The organism is Blastococcus sp. SYSU DS0617 (assembly GCF_054051075.1).
This window is the reverse complement of sequence record NZ_JBJHAO010000006.1, coordinates 100,916-122,095: the sequence shown is the minus strand read 5'-3', so window position 1 is coordinate 122,095 and position 21,180 is coordinate 100,916. Positions and strand designations below refer to the sequence as shown.

At 74.6% G+C, this 21,180-nt stretch carries 22 protein-coding genes; 10 read left to right on the top strand and 12 right to left on the bottom strand.

All coding sequences use genetic code 11. The features are described 5' to 3' along the window. Window positions 1-10 precede the first annotated feature (10 nt). The 4 genes from ACI793_RS09235 (at window position 11) to ACI793_RS09220 (ending at window position 3,884) form a co-directional block, all read left to right on the top strand. Window positions 11-880 carry a lysophospholipid acyltransferase family protein gene (locus tag ACI793_RS09235; protein WP_456606082.1) on the top strand — a complete coding sequence of 290 codons (870 nt, stop codon included), beginning with the start codon at window positions 11-13 and terminating at the stop codon, window positions 878-880. 66 nt (window positions 881-946) lie between these two features. Next, window positions 947-3,061: a glycosyltransferase gene (locus ACI793_RS09230; protein WP_456606081.1), complete on the top strand. Its 2,115-nt coding sequence runs from the start codon at window positions 947-949 to the stop codon at window positions 3,059-3,061. Between the two features lie 66 nt (window positions 3,062-3,127). Further along, on the top strand, window positions 3,128-3,337 hold the full coding sequence (locus tag ACI793_RS09225) for a DUF4177 domain-containing protein (RefSeq protein WP_456606080.1): 210 nt from the start codon (window positions 3,128-3,130) through the stop codon (window positions 3,335-3,337). Between the two features lie 10 nt (window positions 3,338-3,347). Next, entirely contained in the window at window positions 3,348-3,884 is a 537-nt protein-coding gene (locus tag ACI793_RS09220; protein WP_456606079.1) for a DUF4334 domain-containing protein, read from the top strand. Here ACI793_RS09220 and ACI793_RS09215 read toward each other — a convergent pair. The 5 genes from ACI793_RS09215 to ACI793_RS09195 are packed head-to-tail and all read right to left on the bottom strand — an operon-like array spanning window position 3,868 to window position 7,834. After that, window positions 3,868-4,281, bottom strand: coding sequence for an arsenate reductase ArsC (locus ACI793_RS09215; protein ID WP_456606078.1), 414 nt, complete (start codon window positions 4,279-4,281; stop codon window positions 3,868-3,870). The two genes, ACI793_RS09220 and ACI793_RS09215, sit on opposite strands and share 17 nt — an antisense overlap. A gap of 22 nt (window positions 4,282-4,303) precedes the next feature. Then, window positions 4,304-5,722: an FAD-dependent oxidoreductase gene (locus tag ACI793_RS09210; protein ID WP_456606077.1), complete on the bottom strand. Its 1,419-nt coding sequence runs from the start codon at window positions 5,720-5,722 to the stop codon at window positions 4,304-4,306. Further along, window positions 5,719-6,366, bottom strand: a complete 648-nt coding sequence (locus tag ACI793_RS09205) for an arsenate-mycothiol transferase ArsC (RefSeq protein ID WP_456606076.1) — start codon at window positions 6,364-6,366, stop codon at window positions 5,719-5,721. The genes ACI793_RS09210 and ACI793_RS09205 overlap by 4 nt, the downstream gene beginning before the upstream one ends. Next, complete coding sequence (arsB, locus tag ACI793_RS09200; RefSeq protein ID WP_456606075.1) at window positions 6,363-7,493, bottom strand: ACR3 family arsenite efflux transporter; 1,131 nt, start codon at window positions 7,491-7,493, stop codon at window positions 6,363-6,365. The genes ACI793_RS09205 and arsB overlap by 4 nt, the downstream gene beginning before the upstream one ends. Next, on the bottom strand, window positions 7,490-7,834 hold the full coding sequence (locus ACI793_RS09195; protein ID WP_456606074.1) for a metalloregulator ArsR/SmtB family transcription factor: 345 nt from the start codon (window positions 7,832-7,834) through the stop codon (window positions 7,490-7,492). The genes arsB and ACI793_RS09195 overlap by 4 nt, the downstream gene beginning before the upstream one ends. 132 nt (window positions 7,835-7,966) lie before the next feature. Here ACI793_RS09195 and ACI793_RS09190 point away from each other — a divergent pair, with 132 nt between their 5' ends. Together ACI793_RS09190 and ACI793_RS09185 are read left to right on the top strand one after the other, a co-directional pair. Further along, window positions 7,967-8,449 (top strand): ArsI/CadI family heavy metal resistance metalloenzyme, encoded by a 483-nt coding sequence (locus tag ACI793_RS09190; RefSeq protein WP_456606073.1) that lies wholly within the window; start codon window positions 7,967-7,969, stop codon window positions 8,447-8,449. Window positions 8,450-8,522: 73 nt separating this feature from the next. After that, window positions 8,523-9,464, top strand: a complete 942-nt coding sequence (locus ACI793_RS09185; protein ID WP_456606072.1) for a hypothetical protein — start codon at window positions 8,523-8,525, stop codon at window positions 9,462-9,464. 84 nt (window positions 9,465-9,548) lie between these two features. Here the strand turns inward: ACI793_RS09185 and ACI793_RS09180 are convergent, their stop codons facing one another. Next, window positions 9,549-10,064: a DinB family protein gene (locus tag ACI793_RS09180; RefSeq protein ID WP_456606071.1), complete on the bottom strand. Its 516-nt coding sequence runs from the start codon at window positions 10,062-10,064 to the stop codon at window positions 9,549-9,551. Window positions 10,065-10,156: 92 nt separating this feature from the next. Here ACI793_RS09180 and ACI793_RS09175 point away from each other — a divergent pair, with 92 nt between their 5' ends. Further along, window positions 10,157-11,173, top strand: a complete 1,017-nt coding sequence (locus ACI793_RS09175; protein ID WP_456606070.1) for a helix-turn-helix transcriptional regulator — start codon at window positions 10,157-10,159, stop codon at window positions 11,171-11,173. On the opposite strand, the gene ACI793_RS09170 is transcribed toward ACI793_RS09175, so the two are convergent. Continuing rightward, window positions 11,130-11,999, bottom strand: coding sequence for a YihY/virulence factor BrkB family protein (locus ACI793_RS09170; RefSeq protein ID WP_456606069.1), 870 nt, complete (start codon window positions 11,997-11,999; stop codon window positions 11,130-11,132). The genes ACI793_RS09175 and ACI793_RS09170 overlap by 44 nt on opposite strands. A gap of 70 nt (window positions 12,000-12,069) precedes the next feature. Beyond that, window positions 12,070-12,690 carry a CAP domain-containing protein gene (locus ACI793_RS09165; RefSeq protein WP_456606068.1) on the bottom strand — a complete coding sequence of 207 codons (621 nt, stop codon included), beginning with the start codon at window positions 12,688-12,690 and terminating at the stop codon, window positions 12,070-12,072. Between the two features lie 77 nt (window positions 12,691-12,767). Here ACI793_RS09165 and ACI793_RS09160 point away from each other — a divergent pair, with 77 nt between their 5' ends. Beyond that, complete coding sequence (locus ACI793_RS09160) at window positions 12,768-13,577, top strand: SDR family oxidoreductase (RefSeq protein ID WP_456606067.1); 810 nt, start codon at window positions 12,768-12,770, stop codon at window positions 13,575-13,577. A gap of 10 nt (window positions 13,578-13,587) precedes the next feature. On the opposite strand, the gene ACI793_RS09155 is transcribed toward ACI793_RS09160, so the two are convergent. After that, the gene (locus ACI793_RS09155; RefSeq protein ID WP_456606066.1) at window positions 13,588-14,523 is read right to left on the bottom strand and encodes a GGDEF domain-containing protein; all 936 of its coding nucleotides are present in this window, start codon (window positions 14,521-14,523) and stop codon (window positions 13,588-13,590) included. A gap of 188 nt (window positions 14,524-14,711) precedes the next feature. On the opposite strand from ACI793_RS09155, the gene ACI793_RS09150 reads away from it, so the two are divergent. Further along, window positions 14,712-16,010, top strand: coding sequence for an erythromycin esterase family protein (locus ACI793_RS09150; protein ID WP_456606065.1), 1,299 nt, complete (start codon window positions 14,712-14,714; stop codon window positions 16,008-16,010). Between the two features lie 15 nt (window positions 16,011-16,025). Here the strand turns inward: ACI793_RS09150 and ACI793_RS09145 are convergent, their stop codons facing one another. Both ACI793_RS09145 and ACI793_RS09140 read right to left on the bottom strand, forming a co-directional pair. After that, the gene (locus tag ACI793_RS09145; protein WP_456606064.1) at window positions 16,026-17,351 is read right to left on the bottom strand and encodes a DUF2254 domain-containing protein; all 1,326 of its coding nucleotides are present in this window, start codon (window positions 17,349-17,351) and stop codon (window positions 16,026-16,028) included. A gap of 83 nt (window positions 17,352-17,434) precedes the next feature. Beyond that, window positions 17,435-18,862 carry an NAD(P)/FAD-dependent oxidoreductase gene (locus ACI793_RS09140; RefSeq protein WP_456606063.1) on the bottom strand — a complete coding sequence of 476 codons (1,428 nt, stop codon included), beginning with the start codon at window positions 18,860-18,862 and terminating at the stop codon, window positions 17,435-17,437. Window positions 18,863-18,976: 114 nt separating this feature from the next. Here ACI793_RS09140 and ACI793_RS09135 point away from each other — a divergent pair, with 114 nt between their 5' ends. Beyond that, window positions 18,977-19,639 (top strand): alpha/beta fold hydrolase, encoded by a 663-nt coding sequence (locus ACI793_RS09135; protein ID WP_456606062.1) that lies wholly within the window; start codon window positions 18,977-18,979, stop codon window positions 19,637-19,639. A gap of 37 nt (window positions 19,640-19,676) precedes the next feature. On the opposite strand, the gene ACI793_RS09130 is transcribed toward ACI793_RS09135, so the two are convergent. After that, the gene (locus ACI793_RS09130; protein ID WP_456606061.1) at window positions 19,677-21,107 is read right to left on the bottom strand and encodes a xylulokinase; all 1,431 of its coding nucleotides are present in this window, start codon (window positions 21,105-21,107) and stop codon (window positions 19,677-19,679) included. Window positions 21,108-21,180: the final 73 nt, after the last annotated feature.

Sequence of the window (21,180 nt, the reverse complement as noted above, 5' to 3'; positions counted from 1 at the left end):
AGGGAGCAGCATGGTCGAGCACCAGCAGAACCTCCTCCAGCGACTCATCAGCCGGCGGGTGGGCGCCGCGATGGAGCCGAACCCGCCCAACGAGACGCTCATGCGGCTCCAGCAGCCGGTCTACGACCTGCTGAACACCTGGTATTTCCGGCTCGAGATCGACGGCTGGGAGAACGTGCCCGACCGCACCTGCCTCGTGGTCGGGGTGCACTCCGGCGGTGCGCTCACCATGGACGCCTGGACGCTGGTCAACGCCTGGCACACCCACTTCGAGGGTCGCCGTCCGCTGCACGGCACCGCCCACGACGTGCTCATGGCCGCCCCCGGCCTGGGCGACTACTTCCGCGCGGTGGGCGTGATCGCGGCGAACCGGGAGGCCGTCGGCGCCGCGCTGGAGCAGGGCGAGGACGTCGTCGTCTGGCCCGGTGGGGAGGTGGACGCCATGCGCAGCTGGCGCAAGCGCGACGTCGCCACGCTCGGCGGGCGGACCGGCTTCGTCAAGCAGGCGATCCGCTCCGGGGTGCCGATCGTGCCGGTGGCCACCGTCGGTGGGCACGACACCGTCTTCGTCGTCTCCGAGGGCAGGTGGCTGGCCAACGCCATCGACAAGCTCACCGGCCTCAAGTCGACGCTGCGCGGGGCCAACCTGCCGATCATCGCCGGCTTCCCGTTCCCGCTGGCGGTCGAGATCCTGCCGGCGCACGTCCCGCTGCCGGCGAAGATCCGCACCGAGCTGCTCGAGCCGATCGAGGTCGACGACGACCCGGAGCGCGCCGACGACCAGGCCTACGTGCAGAAGATCTACGACCAGGTGGAGGCCCAGATCCAGGCCGGGATGGATCGGCTCGCCGCCAAGCGGACGCTGCCCGTGCTCGGATGACCGCCCGGCGCGGGTTCACCCCGAGGGGGGATGTGCCGTTCGACCCGCGGTGACGATGCCTTCCGGGTGAGCTCTCCGGTCCTCCCGCAGCACGACAGCGCCGTCCCTCCCGTGCGCGGGTACGGCGCGGCGGGCCTCGGGCGGCCGACCGGCGCGCGCGACGGCGTGCCGGCGCCGGAGAGCCCCGTCCGGGTCGCCGTGGTGCGCGCCGTGGCGCTCGCGGCGGTGCTGGCCACTCTCGCCTACCTCGCCTGGCGGGTGCTCGCGACCCTGCCCGAGGGCGCCGCACTGTGGATCGGCCTGCCGTTCCTCGCGCTGGAGCTCTACGGCGGCGTCGGCCTGGTCCTGTTCGTCATCTCGACGTGGAACGTCGCGCCGGCCGCCGTCCCGGTCACGCGCCCGGGGACGGCGCCGTCGGTCACGGTGCTCATCGCTACGTACAACGAGCACCTCGACGTGCTCCTGCCCACGGTCGCCGCCTGCCTGGCGATGGAGGGCGACCACGAGACGTGGGTGCTCGACGACGGGGACCGCCTCGAGGTCGAGGAGATGGTCACCGCGCTGGGCGCCCGGTACGTCAGTCGCCCCGAGCACGCCCACGCGAAGGCCGGGAACCTCAACCACGCGCTGGCCCTGGTGGAGACCGACCTGATCGCGGTGTTCGACGCCGACCACGTGCCCGAGCCGCAGTTCCTCACCCGCACGCTGCCCTACTTCGCCGACGAGCGGGTGGCGCTGGTCCAGACGCCGCAGCACTTCTACAACACGAGCTCCTTCGAGCACCTGCGCCCGGGCGACGACCTGCACGAGGAGGCGCTGTTCTACCGGGTCATCCAGCCGGGCAAGCACCACGCCGGTGCCGCGTTCTGGTGCGGCACGAACGCCGTCCTGCGCGCCGAGGCGCTGCGCAGCATCGGCGGGGTGGCGACGGAGTCGCTCACCGAGGACTTCCACACCACGATGAAGCTGCACCGCGCCGGCTGGCGGAGCGCGTACCACAACGAGGTGCTCGCCCGGGGTCTGGCGGCCGGCAGCCCGGACGCCTTCTACGCGCAGCGGCGCCGGTGGGGCCGGGGCTCGATGCAGGTGCTGCGGCACGACAACCCGCTCACCGCCTCCGGGCTCACGCTGCGACAGCGGCTGGGCTACGTCTACTCGCTGTCGGCGTGGTTCGACTCCTGGCGCACCCTGGGCCTCGCGCTCGTGCCGGTCGCCGTCCTGGTCACCGGTCTGTTCCCGGTGCACGCGCCGCCGCTGCAGTTCGCGGTCATGGCGGGCGTGCCGTTCCTGCTGCAGCAGGTGGCGCTCACGCTGGTGTCGCGAGGCTTCGCCCCGGCGCGGTTCTCCCTGCTGTTCGAGGTCGTGCGGCTGCCGTCCAACCTGGCCGCCACCCTCACGCTGGTGCGCCGCGGGACCGGTCGCTTCGCCGTCACGGCCAAGGGGCGCACCGGAGAGGAGCGCACCCGCGCCCGGGTGCCGGGGGTGCTGCTCGTACTGGCCGCGGTCCTCGGGAGCGCTCTGCTGTACACGGCGGCGAGCGTCGCCGGCTGGACGCCGACGGAGCACGGTGGCGGCGCGGCGACGCTCATCCCCGTCTTCTGGGTCGGCACCACCCTGGGCTTCGTGCTGGCCGGTATCCGGCGGATCCGCGACCCGCGCTTCTCCGCCGAGCGCCGCGAGGGACACCGGTTCCCCGCCGCGCTGCCGGCCGTCGTCGACGGGGCCCCCGCCCGGCTGGTCGACGTCTCCCTGGGCGGTGCGCAGGTGCGCGTCCGGGGGGTCGGCGCCGCGATCGGGGACGAGGTGGAACTGGCCATCCGGGTGCCCGACCGCGCCGCGCACGTGGTGTTCCGGGCCACCGTCCGCTCGCGGGTGGACGACGTCCACCGGCTGCAGTTCGTCGGGCGCCAGTGGGCCGAGCTGGCCGCGCTGTCTGCCACGGCGTTCGGCGCCGGTGCCGCGCGGTGGGCGGCTGCCGCGGTTGTGCCGTCCGTCCGTGGGGACCGGCCGGTCCCCACGGGACGCGTCCCCGCCGCCCGCGTCCATCCCGACGCCGTGGCGATGGCCATGCGCAGCCCCGTGGTGGTACCGCCGGACGGCACTCCGCGCCCGGGGGACACCCAGCCGATCCCGCGGCTGACACCGGAGCTGGAGCGCGCACTGGCCGTCATCCGCGGCTGACCTCACCTCGCCACGGACGGCCGGGACCGGCAGGGTGGGTGCTCCACGACGACGGACGGAGCGGTCATGGCAGCGCGGTACGAGTACAAGGTCGAGGAGATCCGCGAGGGGATGATCGGCGGCAAGATGTCGGGCGGGAAGCTGGAGAAGGTGCTCAACCAGCACGCCCGCGAGGGATGGCAGCTCAAGGCGATCACGTCGGTCGAGGTGAAGGGCCGCATCGGCCCGGGCGGTGTCGACGGCGTGCTGGTGACCTTCGAGCGGCCGGTGGCGTGACGTCCCGCCGGTGAACCCCGAGCAGTGGCTGGCCGAGCACCGGGCCGGCGCGTCCACCCAGGAGGCGCTGGCCTGCTTCGACGCGCTCGACGCCGTGGCGCCGTCGGCCATGCTCGGGCGCTGGCGGGGGAGCGGGCTGCCCACCGGGTCGGCGCTGGACGGGCTGCTCGAGGCCTACGGCTGGTACGGCAAGGAGTTCCTCGACGGCGAGCGGGTGCACCCGCTGCTGTTCAGCACCCGCTCCGGCCCGCGGCCGGTCGACCCGGCCCTGGTGCCGATCGGGGTGCTGCGCGACCGGCCGGCGCTGGCGCACTCGCGGGCGGCACGCACCGCGTTCCGCCTCGTCCGCCCGCTGGTGACGACGTCGAAGCCGCGGGCCCGGCTGCGGTCGGTCGAGCACCGCGGCGTGCTGACCGCTGCCATGGTCTACGACGCGCTGCCGATCATCGACGTCTTCCGCTGGGTGTCCGACGACGTGCGGCTGGGTCTCGTGGACCTGCGCGGACTGCCCGCGCCGTTCTTCTTCGTGCTCAGGCGGGAGCGCTGACCCCGAGCTCGGCGAGCAGGCCGCGGATCCGCTGCTCGATCTCGTCGCGGATCGGCCGCACCGACTCCACGCCCTTGCCGGCCGGGTCCTCCAGCGCCCAGTCCAGGTAGCGCTTGCCCGGGAAGATCGGGCAGGCGTCACCGCAGCCCATGGTGATCACGACGTCGGAGGCCTCGACGGCGTCGGTCGTGAGCACCTTGGGCCGCTGGTCGGAGATGTCGATGCCGACCTCGGCCATCGCCTGCACCGCGGACGGGTTCACCTGGTCGCCGGGCACGGAGCCGGCCGACCGGACCTCGACGGCGTCGCCGGCCAGGTGCCGCAGCCAGCCGGCGGCCATCTGCGAGCGGCCGGCGTTGTGCACGCAGACGAACAGCACGCTGGGACGGTCGCTCACGGATTCTCCTTCGTCGGGGGGCTCACTCGGCCAACGCCGAGGGTAGGGCGGGCACCGCGGCGGGCCGGTGCTCCCGGCTCCACGCCTGGGCCGCCATCTGCACGGCGTCCCAGGGTGACCCCAGGGGCGGGGTGTAGGCCAGGTCGAGATCGGCCATCCCCTCCACCGTCATGGCGTGGAACAGGGCTGTCGCGAAGACGTCGGCGCGCTTGGCGACCTCGCTGCCGAGCCGGCCGACCAGCTGTGCACCCAGCAGCCGGCCGGTGTCGGCGTCGGCGGTGACCCGGATCGTGATCGGCTGCGCGCCGGGGTAGTAGGCCTTGTGGTCGTCCGGGCTGGTCTGCGTGGTGACCGGCCGGAAGCCGGCGGCGGCCGCCTCGTGCTCGAGCAGCCCGGTGCGGGCGGCGACCAGGTCGAACACCTTGACCACCTGCGTACCGACGCTGCCGGCGAAGCGGGCGTGCCCGCCCACGGCGTTGGCCCCGGCGACGCGGCCCTGCTTGTGCGCGGTGGTGCCCAGTGGCAGGTAGGTGGTCCCCAGCAGGCGGTGGTGGGTGACCACGCAGTCCCCGGCCGCCCAGACGTGCGGCAGGCCGGTGGCCATCCTGTCGTCCACGACCACCGCGCCCGCGGCGCCGGTCGTCGCACCGGCGTCCACCAGGAGCCGCACGTCGGGGCGGACACCGGCGACGACGACCACCAGGTCGAAGGAGCGGTCCGGCAGGCCACCGACGGCGGTGACGGCGATCCGTGCGTCGTCGGCCCGGGTCAGTCCGGTGACGGTGGTGCCGGTGAGCACCTCGACCCCGTGGGCGTCCATCTCGGCGCGGACCAGGGCGCCGAGTTCGGGGTCCACGGTGGCCAGGACCTCGGCCGGGCGCTGCGCCACGGTGGTGGCGATGCCACGCGCGGCGAGCGCCTCGGCCATCTCCACGCCGATGTAGCCGGCTCCCACGATGAGTGCCGAGCGGACCGGACGGTCGGTGAGGCTCGCCATCAGCGCATGGGTGTCGCCGATGGTGTGCAGCAGGTGCACGCCGTCCGCCGGGCCCAGGCCGTCCGTGCCCCCGAGGCCGGCGACGGCCGGCAGCGCAGGACGGGCGCCGGTACCCACGACCAGCTCGTCGTAGGGCAGCAGCAGCTCGGTCCCGTCGGGCCCGGTCACCGCGAGACGCTGCCCGGCGACGTCGATCCGGGTGGCCCGGGTGTCGATTCGCAGCGTCAGGCCGGCCGCCTCGAGGTCGGCGTACGTGCGGTGCGCGAGCGACTGCCAGCGCTGCACCTCACCCGAGACGTGGTACGGGATGCCGCAGATCGAGAAGTTGGGATAGGCGTCGGCCACGACGACGGTGACCTCCGCGGAGGGGTCGAGCTCGCGGGCGCGGAGACCGGCGGAGATGCCGGCGTCGCTGCCGCCGACGACGACGAGGCGACGGCTCATGCAGCGAGCTCGGCGAGCAGCCCCCGCACGCGGGTCTCGATGTCCGCGGCGATGGCGTCCACTGTCGCCCGGTCCTCGCCGGCCGGGTCGGCGACGGCCCAGTCCAGGTAGCGCTTGCCCGGGTAGACGGGGCAGGCGTCCCCGCAGCCCATGGTGATCACCACGTCGGCGGCCTGGACGACGTCGTCGGTCAGGGGCTTGGGGAACGCGTCGGTGACCACCATCCCGCGCGCGCTGAGCACGTCGAGGACGACGGGGTCGACGGTGTCGGCCGGCATGGATCCGGCCGACCGGACGTGCACCCGACCCTCGGAGAAGTGCTCGACCATGGCCGCGGCCATCTGCGAGCGACCGGCGTTCTGCACGCAGATGAACAGCACCTCGGGCGCGTCCTTGGACAGCACCCCCTTGGCCTGGGCGAGCGCCGTGAGCCGCGAGGTCGCGAAGCGGCAGGCCAGCACCGGCAGGTGGGTCTTCACCCGGGCGGTGCGCCCCAGCGCGGCGTAGGACTCGAACACCATCCGCTCGACGGTCTCCGCGTTCACCATGCCCGCGAAGCGCGCGGAGAGGTCCTCCACGTGGCGCTCGAGCAGCAGGTTCGGGTCCAGCAGCTCGGGCATGCCGCGCGGGTCGGTCCGGGTCATCGTGCTGCTCCTTCGGAGATGCGAGCCGGAACCGTCGGGTCGCCGGGGAACCAGCGGCGGGCGGCCCACAGCGAGACGTAGACCAGGGCGACGAGCACCGGCACCTCGATCAGCGGGCCGACGACCCCGGCCAGGGCCTGCCCGCTGGTGACGCCGAACGTGCCGATCGCGACGGCGATGGCGAGTTCGAAGTTGTTGCCCGCGGCGGTGAAGGCCAGCGTCGCGGTCTTGGCGTAGCCCAGGCCCAGCCGCATGCCGAGCAGGAACGAGCCGCCGAACATCAGCACGAAGTAGGCCAGCAGGGGCAGCGCGATGCGCGCGACGTCCCAGGGGTTCGAGGTGATGGCGTCGCCCTGCAGCGCGAAGAGCATGACGATGGTGAACAGCAGGCCGTAGAGGGCGACCGGGCCGATGCGCGGCAGGAACCGCTCCTCGTACCAGACCCGCCCCTTGGCCCGCTCGCCCAGTGTGCGGGTGAGGAAGCCGGCGACGAGCGGGATGCCGAGGAAGACCAGGACCGAGACGACGATCGCCCAGAAGCTGAACTCCGCCGACGTCGTCGACAGGCCGAGCCAGCCGGGCAGCACCTGCAGGTAGAACCAGCCGAGCGCGGCGAACGCGACGATCTGGAACACCGAGTTGATCGCCACGAGCACGGCACCTGCCTCGCGGTCGCCGCAGGACAGGTCGTTCCAGATCAGCACCATCGCGATGCAGCGCGCCAGGCCCACGATGATCAGGCCGGTCCGGTACTCGGGGAGGTCGGGCAGCAGCAGCCAGGCCAGGGCGAACATCAGCGCCGGCCCGAGCACCCAGTTGAGGACCAGGCTGGCGACCAGGAGCTTCCGGTCACCGGTGACCCGGTCGAGCTCGGAGTACCGCACCTTGGCCAGCACCGGGTACATCATCAGCAGCAGCCCGACGGCGATCGGCAGGCTGACGTCGCCGACCTCGACGGCGCTCAGGGCGTCGTCCAGACCCGGCACCCAGCGGCCCAGGGCGAGCCCGAGGGCCATCGCGGCGACGATCCAGACCGGCAGGAACCGGTCCAGCGTGGAGAGCTTCTGCAGGACCGGGGCGTCGGCAGGGACGTCGGCCCGGGCGGTCTCGCGGACGGCGTCGCTCATGCGGGGGCCAGCGCGGAGGTCGAGAAGAGGCTGGCGACGGCGGTCAGCGCCTCGGGGCGGACCGCGTAGTAGACCCACACCCCGCGCTTGTCGCGGTCGAGCAGGCCGGCGGAGTGCAGCACCTTGAGGTGGTGGCTGATCGTCGCCTGGGTGAGGTCGAAGGCGTCGTTCAGGTCGCAGACGCAGGCCTCACCGGTCGCGCTGGAGGCGATCAGGCTGACCAGCCGGAGCCGCACCGGATCGGCCAGTGCCTTGAGCAGCGGGGCCACCTGCTCGGCCTGCTCGGCGGACATCGCCGTGCCGGACAGCGGCGTGCAGCACGCCAGGCCGGGGTCGCTCATCGGGTCTCCTCGCGTCGGGACATCGGTCGCCATCGTAACGACGCACATCGTATTGACAAGCATCGATGTGGGGTGTTCATTCTGCGTTCAGACATCGACGCCCGTCGATGTCTTGCTCCTGAGGAGGCCCCCGTGTCCCGTGTGCAGCTCGCCCTCCGCGTCGCCGACCTCGACGCCGCCGTCGCGTTCTACTCCCGGCTCTTCGACACCGAGCCCGCCAAGCGCCGTCCCGGCTACGCCAACTTCGCCGTCGCCGAGCCGCCCCTGAAGCTGGTGCTGCTCGAGGGGGCGGCCGGCGAGTCCACCCGCATGGACCACCTGGGCGTCGAGGTGTCCTCCACCGACGAGGTCGCCGCCGCGACGAACCGGCTGGCCGAGGCCGGGCTGGCCACGCGGGTCGAGGACGACACCACCTGCTGCTACGCCGTCCAGGACAAGGTGTGGGTGACCGGACCGGGCGGCGAGCCGTGGGAGGTCTACACCGTCACCGGCGACGCGCGGCCGGACCTGGAGGGGAAGACCGCCGCCGAGCTGTCCGAGGTGGCCGGCGACGGCTCCTGCTGCCGCCCCGAGGGTGCCGACACCGACGCCCGCCTCGCCGCGTCCTGCTGCTGAACCGGTCGAGTGCTACGAACTCGTGGTGATCAGGCGCTGATCACCACGAGTTCGCAGTGTTCGAGGAGGCGCGATGGAGCTCGACGAGGTGGCCGACGAGCTCTACGAGGTGCCGCCCGAGGGCTTCGTCGAGCTGCGGAAGACCCGCCAGGACGCCGCCAAGGCCGACGGTGACAAGGCCCTGGCCAAGGAGATCGGCGCGCTGCCCAAGCCCTCGGCCGCCGCGTGGGCGTGCAACCTGCTGGTCCGGGAGCACCGCGAGGAGATCGAGAACCTGGTCGAGCTGGGCGACCTGCTGCGCGAGGCGCAGGAGAACCTGGCCGGTGACCAGCTGCGCGCGCTCGACGTGCAGCGCCGGCAGCTGGTCACCGCCCTGACCCGCCAGGCGAGAGGCCTGGCCGCCGGTCGCGGCCACCCGGTCAGCACGGCCGTGGCCACGCAGGTCGAGGAGACGCTGCGCGCCGCCATGGCCGACCCGGACGCCGGACGGGCGCTGCTGACCGGCCGGCTCACCTCGCCGATGTCCTACAGCGGCCTGGGGACGACGGTGTCGAAGCCCGATCTCCGCCTGGTGCACCCGGCACCGAGGGTGGGACGCAGCGCGGCACGCGAGAAGCCTGCGGCACCGACGAAGGAGCCGGGGGAGTCGGCCGCCGACCGCCGGGCCCGCGAGCAGGAGGACCGCCGGCGCGCCGCGGAGGAGAAGCGGCGTCGCGAGCTGGCCGAGGCCCGTGCCGCGGCGGAGGAGGCCGAGGCCGCCGCCGGGGAGGCGGAGGCCGTCCTGGAGGAGCAGCGGCAGCGGACCGACGAGCTCGCCGCCCGCCGCACCGAGCTGCAGGAGCGGGTGGACGAGCTCGCCGACCAGCTGGCCGACGCCGAGCGCGCGGCGGCCGAGGCCGCGACCGCGCTGAAGCGGGAGGAGCGCCGCCGCGCGGCCGCGGAGCGGGAGGCGGCCGAGGCGGCGGAGGCCCGCGACCGCGCCGCCGCGCACCTCGCCGCCCTCGGCGACGGCTGATCCCCGCCGGCCCGTCCACGAGATCCGCGCCCTCGGGGCCTCCCGCTGCCGGGAGGCCCCGACCGGGCAGGTCTCGTCGAGGCGTCAGCCCATCGTCTTCTGACCGTCCAGGGACTCCCGCAGGATGTCGGCGTGCCCGGCGTGCTGGGCGGTCTCCGCGGCGATGTGCAGGAACGTCCGCCGCACCGAGCGCTGGGCTCCCGGTGCGAACCAGGGTGCCTCCGGCAGCGGGAAGGCGGCGTCCAGGTCCAGGGTGCGCACCAGCTCGTCGGTGCGGGCGGCCACCTCCTCGTACTCGGCGAGGACGCCCGCCAGCGTCTCGCCGGGCAGCAGCCGGTGGCCGTCGGCCCACTCGGCGTAGCCGGCCTCGTCCTGCGGTGCGGCCATCGCCTCGGGCCCCTCGACGGCGAAGCGTGCCCAGCCCGCCTCGGTCCTGGCGACGTGCTTGATCAGGCCGCCGAGGGTGAGCTCGCTGACCGTCGTCCGCCGGCGGGCCTGCTCGTCGGTCAGGCCCTGGACGGTGAAGCGGAGGAAGTGCCGGTGGGCCTGCAGCAGCTCCAGCAGGTCCGCGCGCTCGGTGGTCAGGGTGGAGGTGGTCATCGGGATGCCTTCCGGTCGGCTGGTTCGGTCACTCACGACGCTAGGAGGGATCGGTGACAGATCCTGACCGCGATGGACAAGACTTTCGACCCGTGACCGGACCGGGGAACCGCACGCTGCGACTGCTCTCGCTGCTGCAGCAGCGCCGCCACTGGGCCGGTGGTGAGCTGGCCGGGCGCCTGGGGATCTCGCTGCGCACCCTCCGGCGCGACGTCGAGCGGCTGCGCGAGATCGGCTACCCGGTCGACGCCCAGCCGGGGGTCGACGGCGGATACCGGCTGGCCCCGGGCGCCTCCCTGCCGCCCCTCGTGCTGGACGACGACGAGGCGGTGGCCCTGACCGTCGGCCTGCAGGCGGCCGCGCAGAGCGCCGTCGCCGGGATGGCCGAGGCGTCGGTCCGGGCGCTCACCACCGTCGTCCAGGTGCTCCCCGCTCGGCTCCGGCGCCGGGCCGAGGCGCTGGGCGCCATGACCGTGCCCGCCCCGGGAGGGGCCGCGGGGGCCGTGGTCGACCCACAGGTGCTCGTCGCCGCCGCGGCCGCCTGCCGCGACACCGAACGGCTGGAGTTCTCCTACACGGCCGCGGACGGCGCCCGCACCGAGCGGCTGACCGAGCCCTTCCGGCTCGTCGCCATGGGACGCCGGTGGTACCTGGTCGCCTACGACCTCGGCCGGGGCGACTGGCGCAGCTTCCGGCTCGACCGGCTCACCGCGCCGCGCGGAACCGGGCAGCGCTTCGCCCCGCGGCCCCTCCCTGCCGAGGACGCCGCCGCCTTCGTCCGCCGCGGGACCGACGCCCGGTCGGCGGCGCACGTGGTGGAGGCGCTGGTGCAGGCCTCCGCCGTCGACGTCCAGCGGCGGATCGGACCCTGGGCGACGGTGACCGGGCAGGGCGACGGGCGGTGCCTGCTGCGCATGGAGACCTACGACCTCACCTGGGCGGCGCTCGCGCTCGGCAGCGTCGAGGCGGAGTTCACCGTGCTCGGCCCGCCCGCGCTGCGGGACCTGCTGGCGGAGTGGTCCGCCCGGTTCGACCGTGCCGGGCAGCGGCCGGCGGCGCCACCGGTCAGCCGGCCGGCTTCGAACGTCGGCCCGCCCGCCGCGACATGAGCCGGTAGCCGGCGAGCAGGGCGGCGTTGCCCAGCAGCAGCCAGAGCCCGAGCAGGACCGCGGTCGCCAGTGCCGTGGGCCCGTAGCGCTGGGTGAAGTCGGCGAACTCCAGGTAGACCAGGTAGCCCGCGGTGGTCAGGGTGACGAGGCCGACCGCGGTGGCGGCGCCGACGGCGACGTCGTGCCAGCGGGTCTCGCGGAGCTCGAACAGGCCGTAGACGAGCGCGATGAGCAGGCCCAGGACCGTGACGGCGCCCAGCCCCAGCGCGAGCTGCAGCCATCCACCGGCGCCCAGCAGCCGGGGGGCGAGGTACAGCGTCGCGAGGCCGGAGAAGACCGCGAAGGGCAGGGCCGCGATCACCACCAGGGCCAGCAGCCGTCCCTTCCATCCCCGGATGCGCCGCTCGGCCTCCGGCGCGATGTCGCTGAACGCCCGGGCGAGCGCGGCACCGTAGGTGGTGGCCGGCCAGATCGCCGCCACCGCGGCCAGGGGGCCGGTCTGGGCGGCCACGTCGATCAGTGCGCGCAGGATGTCGGCGACCGGCAGGTCGTCCGGAGCCCGGCTGGACACCTCGGCGCCCAGGTCCGCCAGGCTCTCCTCGTCCACGAACCACCCGGCGATCCAGAACCCGAGCAGCACCATCGGTGGCAGCGAGATCATCGCGTAGAACGCGAGGCTGGAACTGGTGGTCACGAACTCCGGACTGCGCAGCCACGCCAGCAACCGGCGCGCCGGCTCCGGCACCCGCTCGTAGGCACGGCCCAGCCGGTCGCGGACGGTGCGGACACGTCGCCGCACGCGCGGCAACCGGCGGTCCTCGTCCATCCGTGCCCGCGCTACCCGGGCGCGGGGGCCCGGTAACCGTCCCGGTCAGCCGGCCCGGTGACCGTCCCGCTCAGCCGCAGGAGGGACCGTCCTCCTCCGGGCGCGCGATGGGCTCGGTCGGCGGGGTCTCGTCGCTCACCTCCGGGCGATCCGCGTCGACGGTGCGGCCGAACTGCTGGGTGGCCCACGTCGATCCGTCCGGAGCGCAGAACACCCCGACGCCCAGCCGGTTCCACCCCGGGTTCAGCACGTTCACCCGGTGCCCGTCCGAGCGCATCCATCCCACGTGGGCGACGCCCGCGGGCACCGGGCCGGAGGCGGTGAAGACGTTCTCCCCGATACCGGCGAACCCCTCCAGGTCGTCCCGGTCCAGCAGCGACCGGATGTCCTGGTGCTCGAGGACGCCGGTCCCGGCCATCGCCTCGCTCCAGTCGGCGGCGACCTCGGCGAGGGCGTCGTCCCACGCCACCGGTTGCAGCCCGCGGGCCTCCCGCTCGGCGTTGACCCGGTCGAAGAGGGCGCGCGCCATGCGTTCCTCGGCCGGACCGTCCGCGGCGTCGTCGGGCGGTGTGCCGGGCGCCGGGGCGGTGGCGACCGAACCCGGTGAGCCCCCGCCCTCGACCACGACGCAGCCGGACGCCGGGACGAGGGCGAGGAGCAGGGCCAGCAGGAGGGGTCGGGTCCGGGGCATGCCGCATCCCTACCCCGCTCCCGGTCCGCACCCACGCGCGATCTGCGGGTCCGCCCGCCCCTCGCTAGCGTCGCCGCATGGGCGACAACCCGCGGATCGCGATCGTCACCGGCTCGGAGTCGGGGATCGGGCGGGCCACCGCCGTGGCCCTCGCCGAGCAGGGCTGCGACGTCGGCATCACCTGGTACCGCGAGCAGGCGGACGCGGAGGCCACCGCGGAGCAGGTGCGCGCGCTGGGCCGGCGCGCGGAGGTGCGGCACCTGGACCTGACCCGGCTGCCGGGGGCCGCCGACGTCGTCGACGACCTCGCCGAGGCCCTCGGCGGGGTCGACGTCCTGGTCAACGACGCCGGCACCGGGCACCGCACCCCGCTGCTGGAGCTGGACCTGGACACCTGGCGGGAGGTGCTCGCCACCGACCTCGACGGCGCGTTCCTGTGCCTGCAGCGGGCCGCCCGCCGGATGGTGGCCGCCGGCCGGGGCGGGCGGATCGTGAACATCACCAGCGTCCACGAGCACGCGCCGCGGGTGGGCGCAGCCGCCTACTGCGCCGCCAAGGGTGGTCTGGGCCTGCTCACCAAGGTGGCCGCCCTGGAGCTGGCCGAGCACGGCATCACCGTGAACGCCGTCGCGCCCGGCGAGATCGCGACCGCCATGACCGGGCAGGAGGACGAGGACCCGACCGCTCCCGGGCACGACCGGCCCGGAGTGCCGCTGGGCCGCCCCGGCGACGCACGCGAGGTCGCGGCCGTCGTGGCCTTCCTCGCCTCGCCCGCGGCCGGGTACGTCACCGGCGCGTCCTGGGCGGTGGACGGCGGCATGCTCGAGATGGGCCCGATGGCCGGCTCGCACCTCGAGACCGGCCGGTGGCGCGCCGTCGAGTCCTGACGGGCCGGGATCAGCCCGCCCGGCGGCCCGAGCGCTTGCGGGTGTAGAGGTCCTCGTCGGCGCGCTGCAGCACGCCGGCCAGCGTGTCGCCCGGCTCGAGCGTGGCCAGGCCGACCGACCACCGGAAGTCGTGCGTCTCCTCCAGCCGGGCGAGGAGCTCGTGGGCGCCGCGTTCGTCGGTGGCGGGCAGGCACAGCACGAACTCGTCCCCGCCGTAGCGCCCGAGCAGGTCGGCCTGGCGCAGCCGGCTGGTCCAGCCCGCGGCCAGCTCGCGGAGCAGCGCGTCGCCGGCGCCGTGCCCGTCCCGGTCGTTGACCGTCTTGAAGTCGTCGAGGTCCAGGATGGCGATGCTCAGCGGCTCTCCGCTGCGCAGGGCGCCGGCCAGGTGGCGGGACGCCTCGTCCTCCCACGCGCGTCTATTGGCGACGCCGGTGAGCGGATCGGTGTCGGCGGCGTTGCGCAGCCGGCGGGCCAGCCTGCCCTGGGCCTCGGCCAGCGCGAGGACCGTGACGACCAGCGCCAGCCACGGCTGGAGGAAGCCCGACGGCTCCGCGGCCGCGGCGCCGGCACTGGCCGCGACGACCAGCAGGCCGGCGTGCACGCGCACCGCCGGCAGAGCCAGGACGTGCGCGGCGTAGAGCGCGACGGCGATCAGCGCCGGGCCGAGCCCCACGACGCCGACGGGGGTGGCCGAGCGCCAGGCGAGCACGCCGATGAGCACGGACAGGAGGGCCAGCGCCGCGTGGATCACCCAGGGGCGCAGGTCCCGGCCCAGCGCGGCGATGCCGGCGCCGACCACCAGACCGACGGCGCCCAGCGCCCAGAGCAGGCCGACGGGTGTGCCGGGATCGATCGGCCGGACCGCGCCCGCGAAGCAGAGCGCTCCGCTGACGAGGTAGAGCGCCGCCAGGAGCGTTGCCGCCGGCGCCCTGCGTTCGCCATCCATGCCGCGCATCCTTCCGGTCTCGTGGGGGTCCCGGGTACATCTCCGCGGTGGGATGCCCCCGCCGGGGGAGGAGCGGACCGGCGTGCCGGGGATCCCACCCGGAGGAACGCCCCGACCCGCCGGAGGGTGCGGCGATGCCGGATCGGGTACCCGTTCCGCCGTCCGGACGGCGACGGAGGGGAGGGGCGATGCCCGAGGAGGAGGACCGGCGTCAGGTGCGCGCGCTCGCACGGCCGCTGAGGAACGCCGGTGACCTCGACCCACTGCTGGAGCGCATCGGGGGCGCGCGGATCGTCGCGGTGGGCGAGGCCAGCCACGGCACGCACGAGTACTACGCCTGGCGGGCCGCCCTGACCCGCCGGCTGATCGAGGAGCAGGGGTTCACGGTCGTCGCCGTCGAGGGGGACTGGCCCGACTGCTACCGGGTGAACCGGAGCGTGCGGCTGCTCCCGGGCGCGGACGAGGACCCGCGCGACGCGCTCGACGCCTTCGCCCGCTGGCCGACCTGGATGTGGGCCAACGACGACGTCGTCGACTTCTGCCGGTGGCTGCGCCGGTACAACGCCGACCGGGCCGACGGCGAGCGGGTCGGGTTCTACGGCCTGGACGTCTACAGCCTGTGGGACTCCATGCACGAGCTGATCGGCTGGCTGGAGCAGAACGAGCCCGACCACGTTCCCCAGGCGCGGCGCGCGCTGGCCTGCTTCGAGCCCTACGGCGAGGACGGCGCCGGGTACGCGTTCGCCTCCCGCTTCTCGCCCACGTCCTGCGAGGACGCCGCGGTCGAGGTGCTGCGCTCCCTGTGCGAGGACCGTGGACGGCGGGAGGCGGCGGAGGACCCCGAGGCCCGGTTCGCCGCCGAGCAGAACGCTGCGGTCGTGGTGGACGCCGAGCGCTACTACCGCGCGATGGTGCAGGGCTCCGCGGAGTCCTGGAACGTGCGGGACGAGCACATGGTCGACGTTCTCGACCGGCTCCTGGAGCACACCGGCGGCAAGGTGGTGGTGTGGGAGCACAACACCCACATCGGGGACGCCCGGGCGACGGACATGGCCCGCGGCGGCATGGTCAACGTCGGCCAGCTGCTGCGGGAACGGCACGGGACCGACGACGTCGTCCTCGTCGGGTTCGGCGGCCACCGCGGCGGGGTGATCGCCGGGGCCGAGTGGGGCGCGCAGATGGCGCGGATGTCCGTGCCCCCGGCGCGAGCGGGAAGCCTGGAGGCGCTGCTGCACGACGCCGTGGGGGAGGACTGCCTGGTCGTCGTGCCCGGAGGGGAGCGGCCCGACTGGCTGGACCGGCGGCTGGACCACCGCGCCATCGGGGTCGTGTACCGGCCGGAGCGGGAGAGGTGGGGGAACTACGTGCCGACGGTGCTCGGCGAGCGCTACGACGCGTTCCTCCACCTGGAGCAGACCTCCCCGCTCCAGCCCCTCCACCTCGAGCGGGCGGACGAGCACGTGCCGGTGGCCTCCGAGGCCGTGTGAGCGTGGACGGCCCGGTCACATGGATCGGGTCTCACCGGCCCGGTCGCCGTAGGCCGCCTCGACGCGCCCCTCCAAGGCGGCGGTGACGCGATCGCGGTGGTCGCGCACCGCCGCGACGTCCACCTCGTTGCGGTCGGGGGAGAGCTCGTCCGCGACGAGGTCGGCGGCCCGCGCGACCTCGGCCCGCTGCTCGTCGTCGCGGCAGGCCACGGCGACGTCCCGGAGCATGCGGAGCAACGCCAGCAGGACGGTGGGCTCCGAGCCGCCGAACCTGGCCAGTTGGCCGCAGGCCAGGTCGAGGTAGTAGCGCACGTCGCGGTCCGGCACGATCGCGCGGCCCACGCCGGCGTCGTCCTCGTGCAGGGTGGCGCCCAGGCGCCGGCCCATCAACCGGACCAGCAGGTCGGCCATGTGCCCGACCGCGGTGGCGGCCGTGACCGGGTCGTTGACCGACGGGGACATCGCCTTCACGGCGATGTCCTCGAGCTGGCGGAACCCGAAGGCGGCGTCCTGGTCGATGGTGCGCTCGTTGTTCAGCGCGACCGCGGCCCGGACGGCGTCGGACAGCTCCTCGACGCCGGTTCCCCAGACCGTGGCGATCGGCGTGCCGTGGGTGACCTGGTCGCCGGGCCGGACCTGGACACGGACGACGGCGTCGTGCCGCCGGGCGCCGGCGACGAGGGCGTCGACGTCGATCACCTCCACGAACCCGCTCCCGCGTGCGCTGACCAGCGTCCCCGCGGAGGCGTCCAGGTCCAGTTCGTCGGGGGACCGCTGCTGCCGGTCGTCGTAGGGGGCGTAGAAGTGCTCGATCGCGCGGCGGGCGTCGGTGTGGACCCGGGTCATCATCGTGTCGACCCGCAGCATGCGCACCATGTGGCTGACGAAGACCAGGAGCGCACCGAAGGACGCGAGGCCCAGCAGCGCCGCGACCAGGAGCACCAGGGTCGGCACCGGCTGGCTCTCGTTGACCCCGCGCAGCCCGGTCACCGCGAAGACGAAGGTCGCCGCCAGCGTCGAGAGCACCCGCTTGGTGACCGGATCGCGCACGAAGTCGCGGAGCAGCCGGGGCGAGAACTGCTGCGAGGCCAGCTGGAGCGCGACGATCGTGATGCTGAACGTCAGCGTGCTGATGGTGACCGCGGCCGTCGCCACGAGCTGGAGCAGGCTGCCGGCCGCACTGGTGTCGCTGGGCCACAGGCCCGCGAGGAAGCCGTCGCGCGGTTCCACCTGGCCGAGGACCAGGCCCAGCACGGCGGCGATCACCCCCGTCACGGCCGGCCAGACCCACAACGGAGCTCGGGAACGGGCGGCGCTGCGTTGACCTCGGGCACTCGGCACGACGGCCGCCTACCCCCTCCGCCGCAGGTCAACCGGCGTGTCGCGACGCGTGCGCCCGGCCGCCGAGGGCACGGGCGGGCCGGTCAGGCGGAGTCGCGGTGGGTCATGTCCTCGTCGTCGGCGGCCGGGTCCTTGGGGCCGCCGGTCTTGGAGACCTCCCATCCGGCACCCAGCTGCTCGAGCGCCAGCCGGCCGTAGACCTGCTGCTGGGTGGCCACGCGCTGCGAGCGGCCGCGCCCCAGGAAGCTGATCAGCCAGTGGAACACCGTGGTGAACCGGCTCTTGAAGCCGACGATGTACATGAGGTGGACGACCAGCCACAGCACCCAGGCGATGAAGCCCTCGAACTTGAACTTCCCGATGTCGGCGACCGCGGAGAAGCGCGAGATCGTCGCCATCGACCCCTTGTCCTTGTACTTGAACGGGGCCTTGGGCTGCTTGCCCGCCTGCCGGCGCGTGATCGCGTCGGCGGCGTAGCGGCCACCCTGGATGGCGACCTGCGCGACGCCCGGCAGCTTGTCCAGCGCCATCATGTCGCCGACGACGTGCACCTCCGGGTGCCCGGGCAGGGTGAGGTCGGGCTGTACCGAGATCCGGCCGGCCCGGTCGACCTCGGCGCCGGACTGCTCGCCGAGGAGCCGGCCCAGCCCGGAGGCCTGGACCCCGGCCGCCCAGATCTTGGTGGCGGCGTCGATCCGGCGGACCTGGCCGTCGGAGTCCTTCACGTCGAGGCCGTCGGCGTCGACGTCGGTCACCATCGCGCCCAGCTGCACCTCGACGCCGATGCGGTTCAGGTGCCGGCGGGCGGCGTCGCCGAGCTTCTCGCCGAAGGACGGCAGCACGATCGGTGCCGCGTCCAGCAGGATGATGCGGGCCTGCGTCGGGTCGATGGTGCGGAAGTCGCGGCGCAGGGTGCGGCGGGCGAGCTCGGCGATCTGGCCGGCCATCTCCACGCCGGTCGGTCCGGCGCCGACGACGACGAACGTCATCAGCCGGTCGATCTCGGCCTGGTCGGTGGCCAGCTCGGCGAGCTCGAAGGCGCCGAAGATCCGGCCGCGCAGCTCGAGGGCGTCGTCGATGCTCTTCATGCCGGGGGCGAACTCGGCGAACTGGTCGTTGCCGAAGTAGGACTGACCGGCGCCGGCGGCGACGACGAGCTCGTCGTAGGGGTGCACGGTGGTGCGGCCCAGGATGGTGGAGGTCACCGTGCGGGCGGTCAGGTCGAGGTCGGTGACCTCGCCCAGGACGACGCGCGTGTTGTCCTGGTGCTTGAGGATCTCACGGGTGGCCGGGGCGATCTCGCCCTCGGAGAGGATGCCGGTGGCCACCTGGTAGAGCAGCGGCTGGAACAGGTGGTTCGCGGTCTTGCTGATCAGCGTCACGTCGACGGGGGCGCGCTTGAGCGCCTTGGCGGCGAACAGGCCGCCGAAGCCGGAGCCGATGATGACGACGCGGGGTCGGCCGCTGCCGTTCTCGCGTCCGGCGGGGGCACGCGTCGGTGAGGTCGTCATGCCCTCGATTCTCCCACCTGCGGCGCTCCCCGACCCGGTCGACCCCGGGCGATCCGAATTACACCGCGACCGCTCCCGGTGGCCGTCGTCGCGCCCGCCGGGTAGACCGCCGGAGTGACCTCTGCGCGGATCGTGGCCGTCCCGGGGCTCGGGCTGGATGCGCGGTCGTGGTCGGGCGTGCTCGGCCTGCTGCCGGCCGACGTCGTCGAGCTGCCCGGCATGGGCCGCCGGGAGCCGGTTCCGCCGCTGGAGACGCTCGCCGACGAGGTCCGGTCGCGGCTGGGTGCCGGTCCCGTGGTGCTGGTCGGGCACTCGCAGAGCTGCCAGGTGGTCGTGGCCGTGGCCGAGCGCGATCCGCGGGTCGCCGCCGTCGTCCTGCTGGGGCCGACGACGGATCCGCGGCTGCGGCGGGCCCGCGGGCTGGTCGCGGCCTGGGTGCGGACGGCGCTGCGGGAGCCCTGGTGGCAGGTGCCGCGGATCCTCGCGCAGTGGCTGCACACCGGGCCACCGGCGATGCGTGCGCTGTGGCGCCGGGCCGCACCCGATCGGATCGAGCGGCGGCTGTCCGGGGTGACGGTTCCCGTGATCGTGGTGCGCGGCACCCGGGACGCGCTGTGCTCCGCGGACTGGGCCGCGACCGTCGCCGCCGCGGCACCGCGCGGCCGGCTGGTCGAGATCCCGGGTGCGGCGCACATGACGCCGCAGACCCATCCCGCCGTGGTCGCCGACCTGCTCCGCGGCGAGATCGGCGATCCGGCCGACTCGCGGGCCCGCTGACCGGCGAGATCGGCGGTCCGGCCGACGTCCGGGGCCGCTACTGCCCGTCCGTGCGGCCGCGCACCTCCGCGTAGCGCTCGCGGACCCGCGACGCCGGCGGTGCCTCGAACGTCTGCGATCCCGGCTGCGGCCACTCCGGCGGGGCCTCCTCGCCCGACAGCGCCCACGCGGCCTGGCGGGCGGCGCCGTCCGCGACGTACTCGCCCGGCGGGGGCACCAGCACCGGGCGGCCGAAGATGCCGGGGGCCAGCTGCTGCACGGCGGGGGAGCGGGCGGCCCCGCCGACCATGAGCACCCGCTCGATCGACACCCCCTGCGCAGCCACGGCCTCGATGCCGTCGGCCAGGCCGCACAGCAGCCCCTCGACCGCTGCGCGCGCGAGGTGCGCCGGGGTGGAGGTGCGCAGCGTGAGGCCGTGCACCGAGCCGGTGGCGTGCGGCAGGTTCGGCGTCCGCTCGCCCTCCAGGTAGGGGACGAGCACCAGCCCGTCGGCTCCCGAGGGGGCGGAGAGGGCGAGCTCGGACAGCGCCGCGTGGTCGACGCCGAGCAGCGCGGCCGCCGCGTCCAGCACGCGGGCGGCGTTGAGCGTGGCGACCAGGGGCAGGTGGTTGCCGGTCGCGTCGGCGAACCCCGCGACGGTGCCGGTCACGTCGGCCACCGCGGTCGGGGTGACGGCGGAGACCACCCCGGAGGTGCCGAGGGAGACGACGACGTCGCCCGGGCGGGCGGCCAGTCCCAGCGCCGCGGCCGCGTTGTCGCCGGTGCCGGGGCCGAGGATCGCGTCCGCGCCCGCCAGCACCCCGACCTGCTCGGCCGGCCCGGCCACCCGGGGGACGGCCGGGCGGCGTCCGCGCATCGCCCGCTCCAGCAGGTCGAGCCGGTACTCGCCGGTGCGCGCCGACCAGTAGGCGGTACCGCTCGCGTCGCCCCGGTCGGTGGTCAGCGTGCCCAGCCCGCGGCCGGCCGAGATGCGCCAGCTCAGCCAGTCGTGCGGCAGGCACACCGCCGCGGTGCGGTCGGCGTTCGCCGGTTCCGCGTCGGCCAGCCAGCGCAGCTTGGTCGCGGTGAACGAGGCGACCGGCACCACCCCGACGGCGTCGGCCCAGGCCTGCCGCCCGGCCGTCTCGTCGCCGTTCCCCAGCTCGAGGGTCAGGTCGTGCGCGGCGTCGGCCGAGCGGACGTCGTTCCAGAGCAGCGCGTCGCGGACGACCTCGCCGTCCGCGTCCAGGCAGACCATGCCGTGCTGCTGGCCGCCGACCGCCAGCGCGGCGACGTCGTCGAGCCCGCCGGCCTCCTCCGCGGCCGCGGTGAAGGCGGCCTCCCAGGCGCTCGGCGGCACCTCGGTGCCCGGTGGGTGCGGCGCCCGGCCGCTGCGCACCAGCGCCCCGGTGTCGGCGTCGCGGACGACGACCTTGCATGCCTGCGTGGAGGTGTCGACGCCCGCGACGAGGCGCCGGGCCCCGCTCATCGGGGCCGCCGGGAGGACGTCACGGAGCGGACTGTAGCGCCGGTGACCTTGACCACACAGGGGTCGGGGCCTA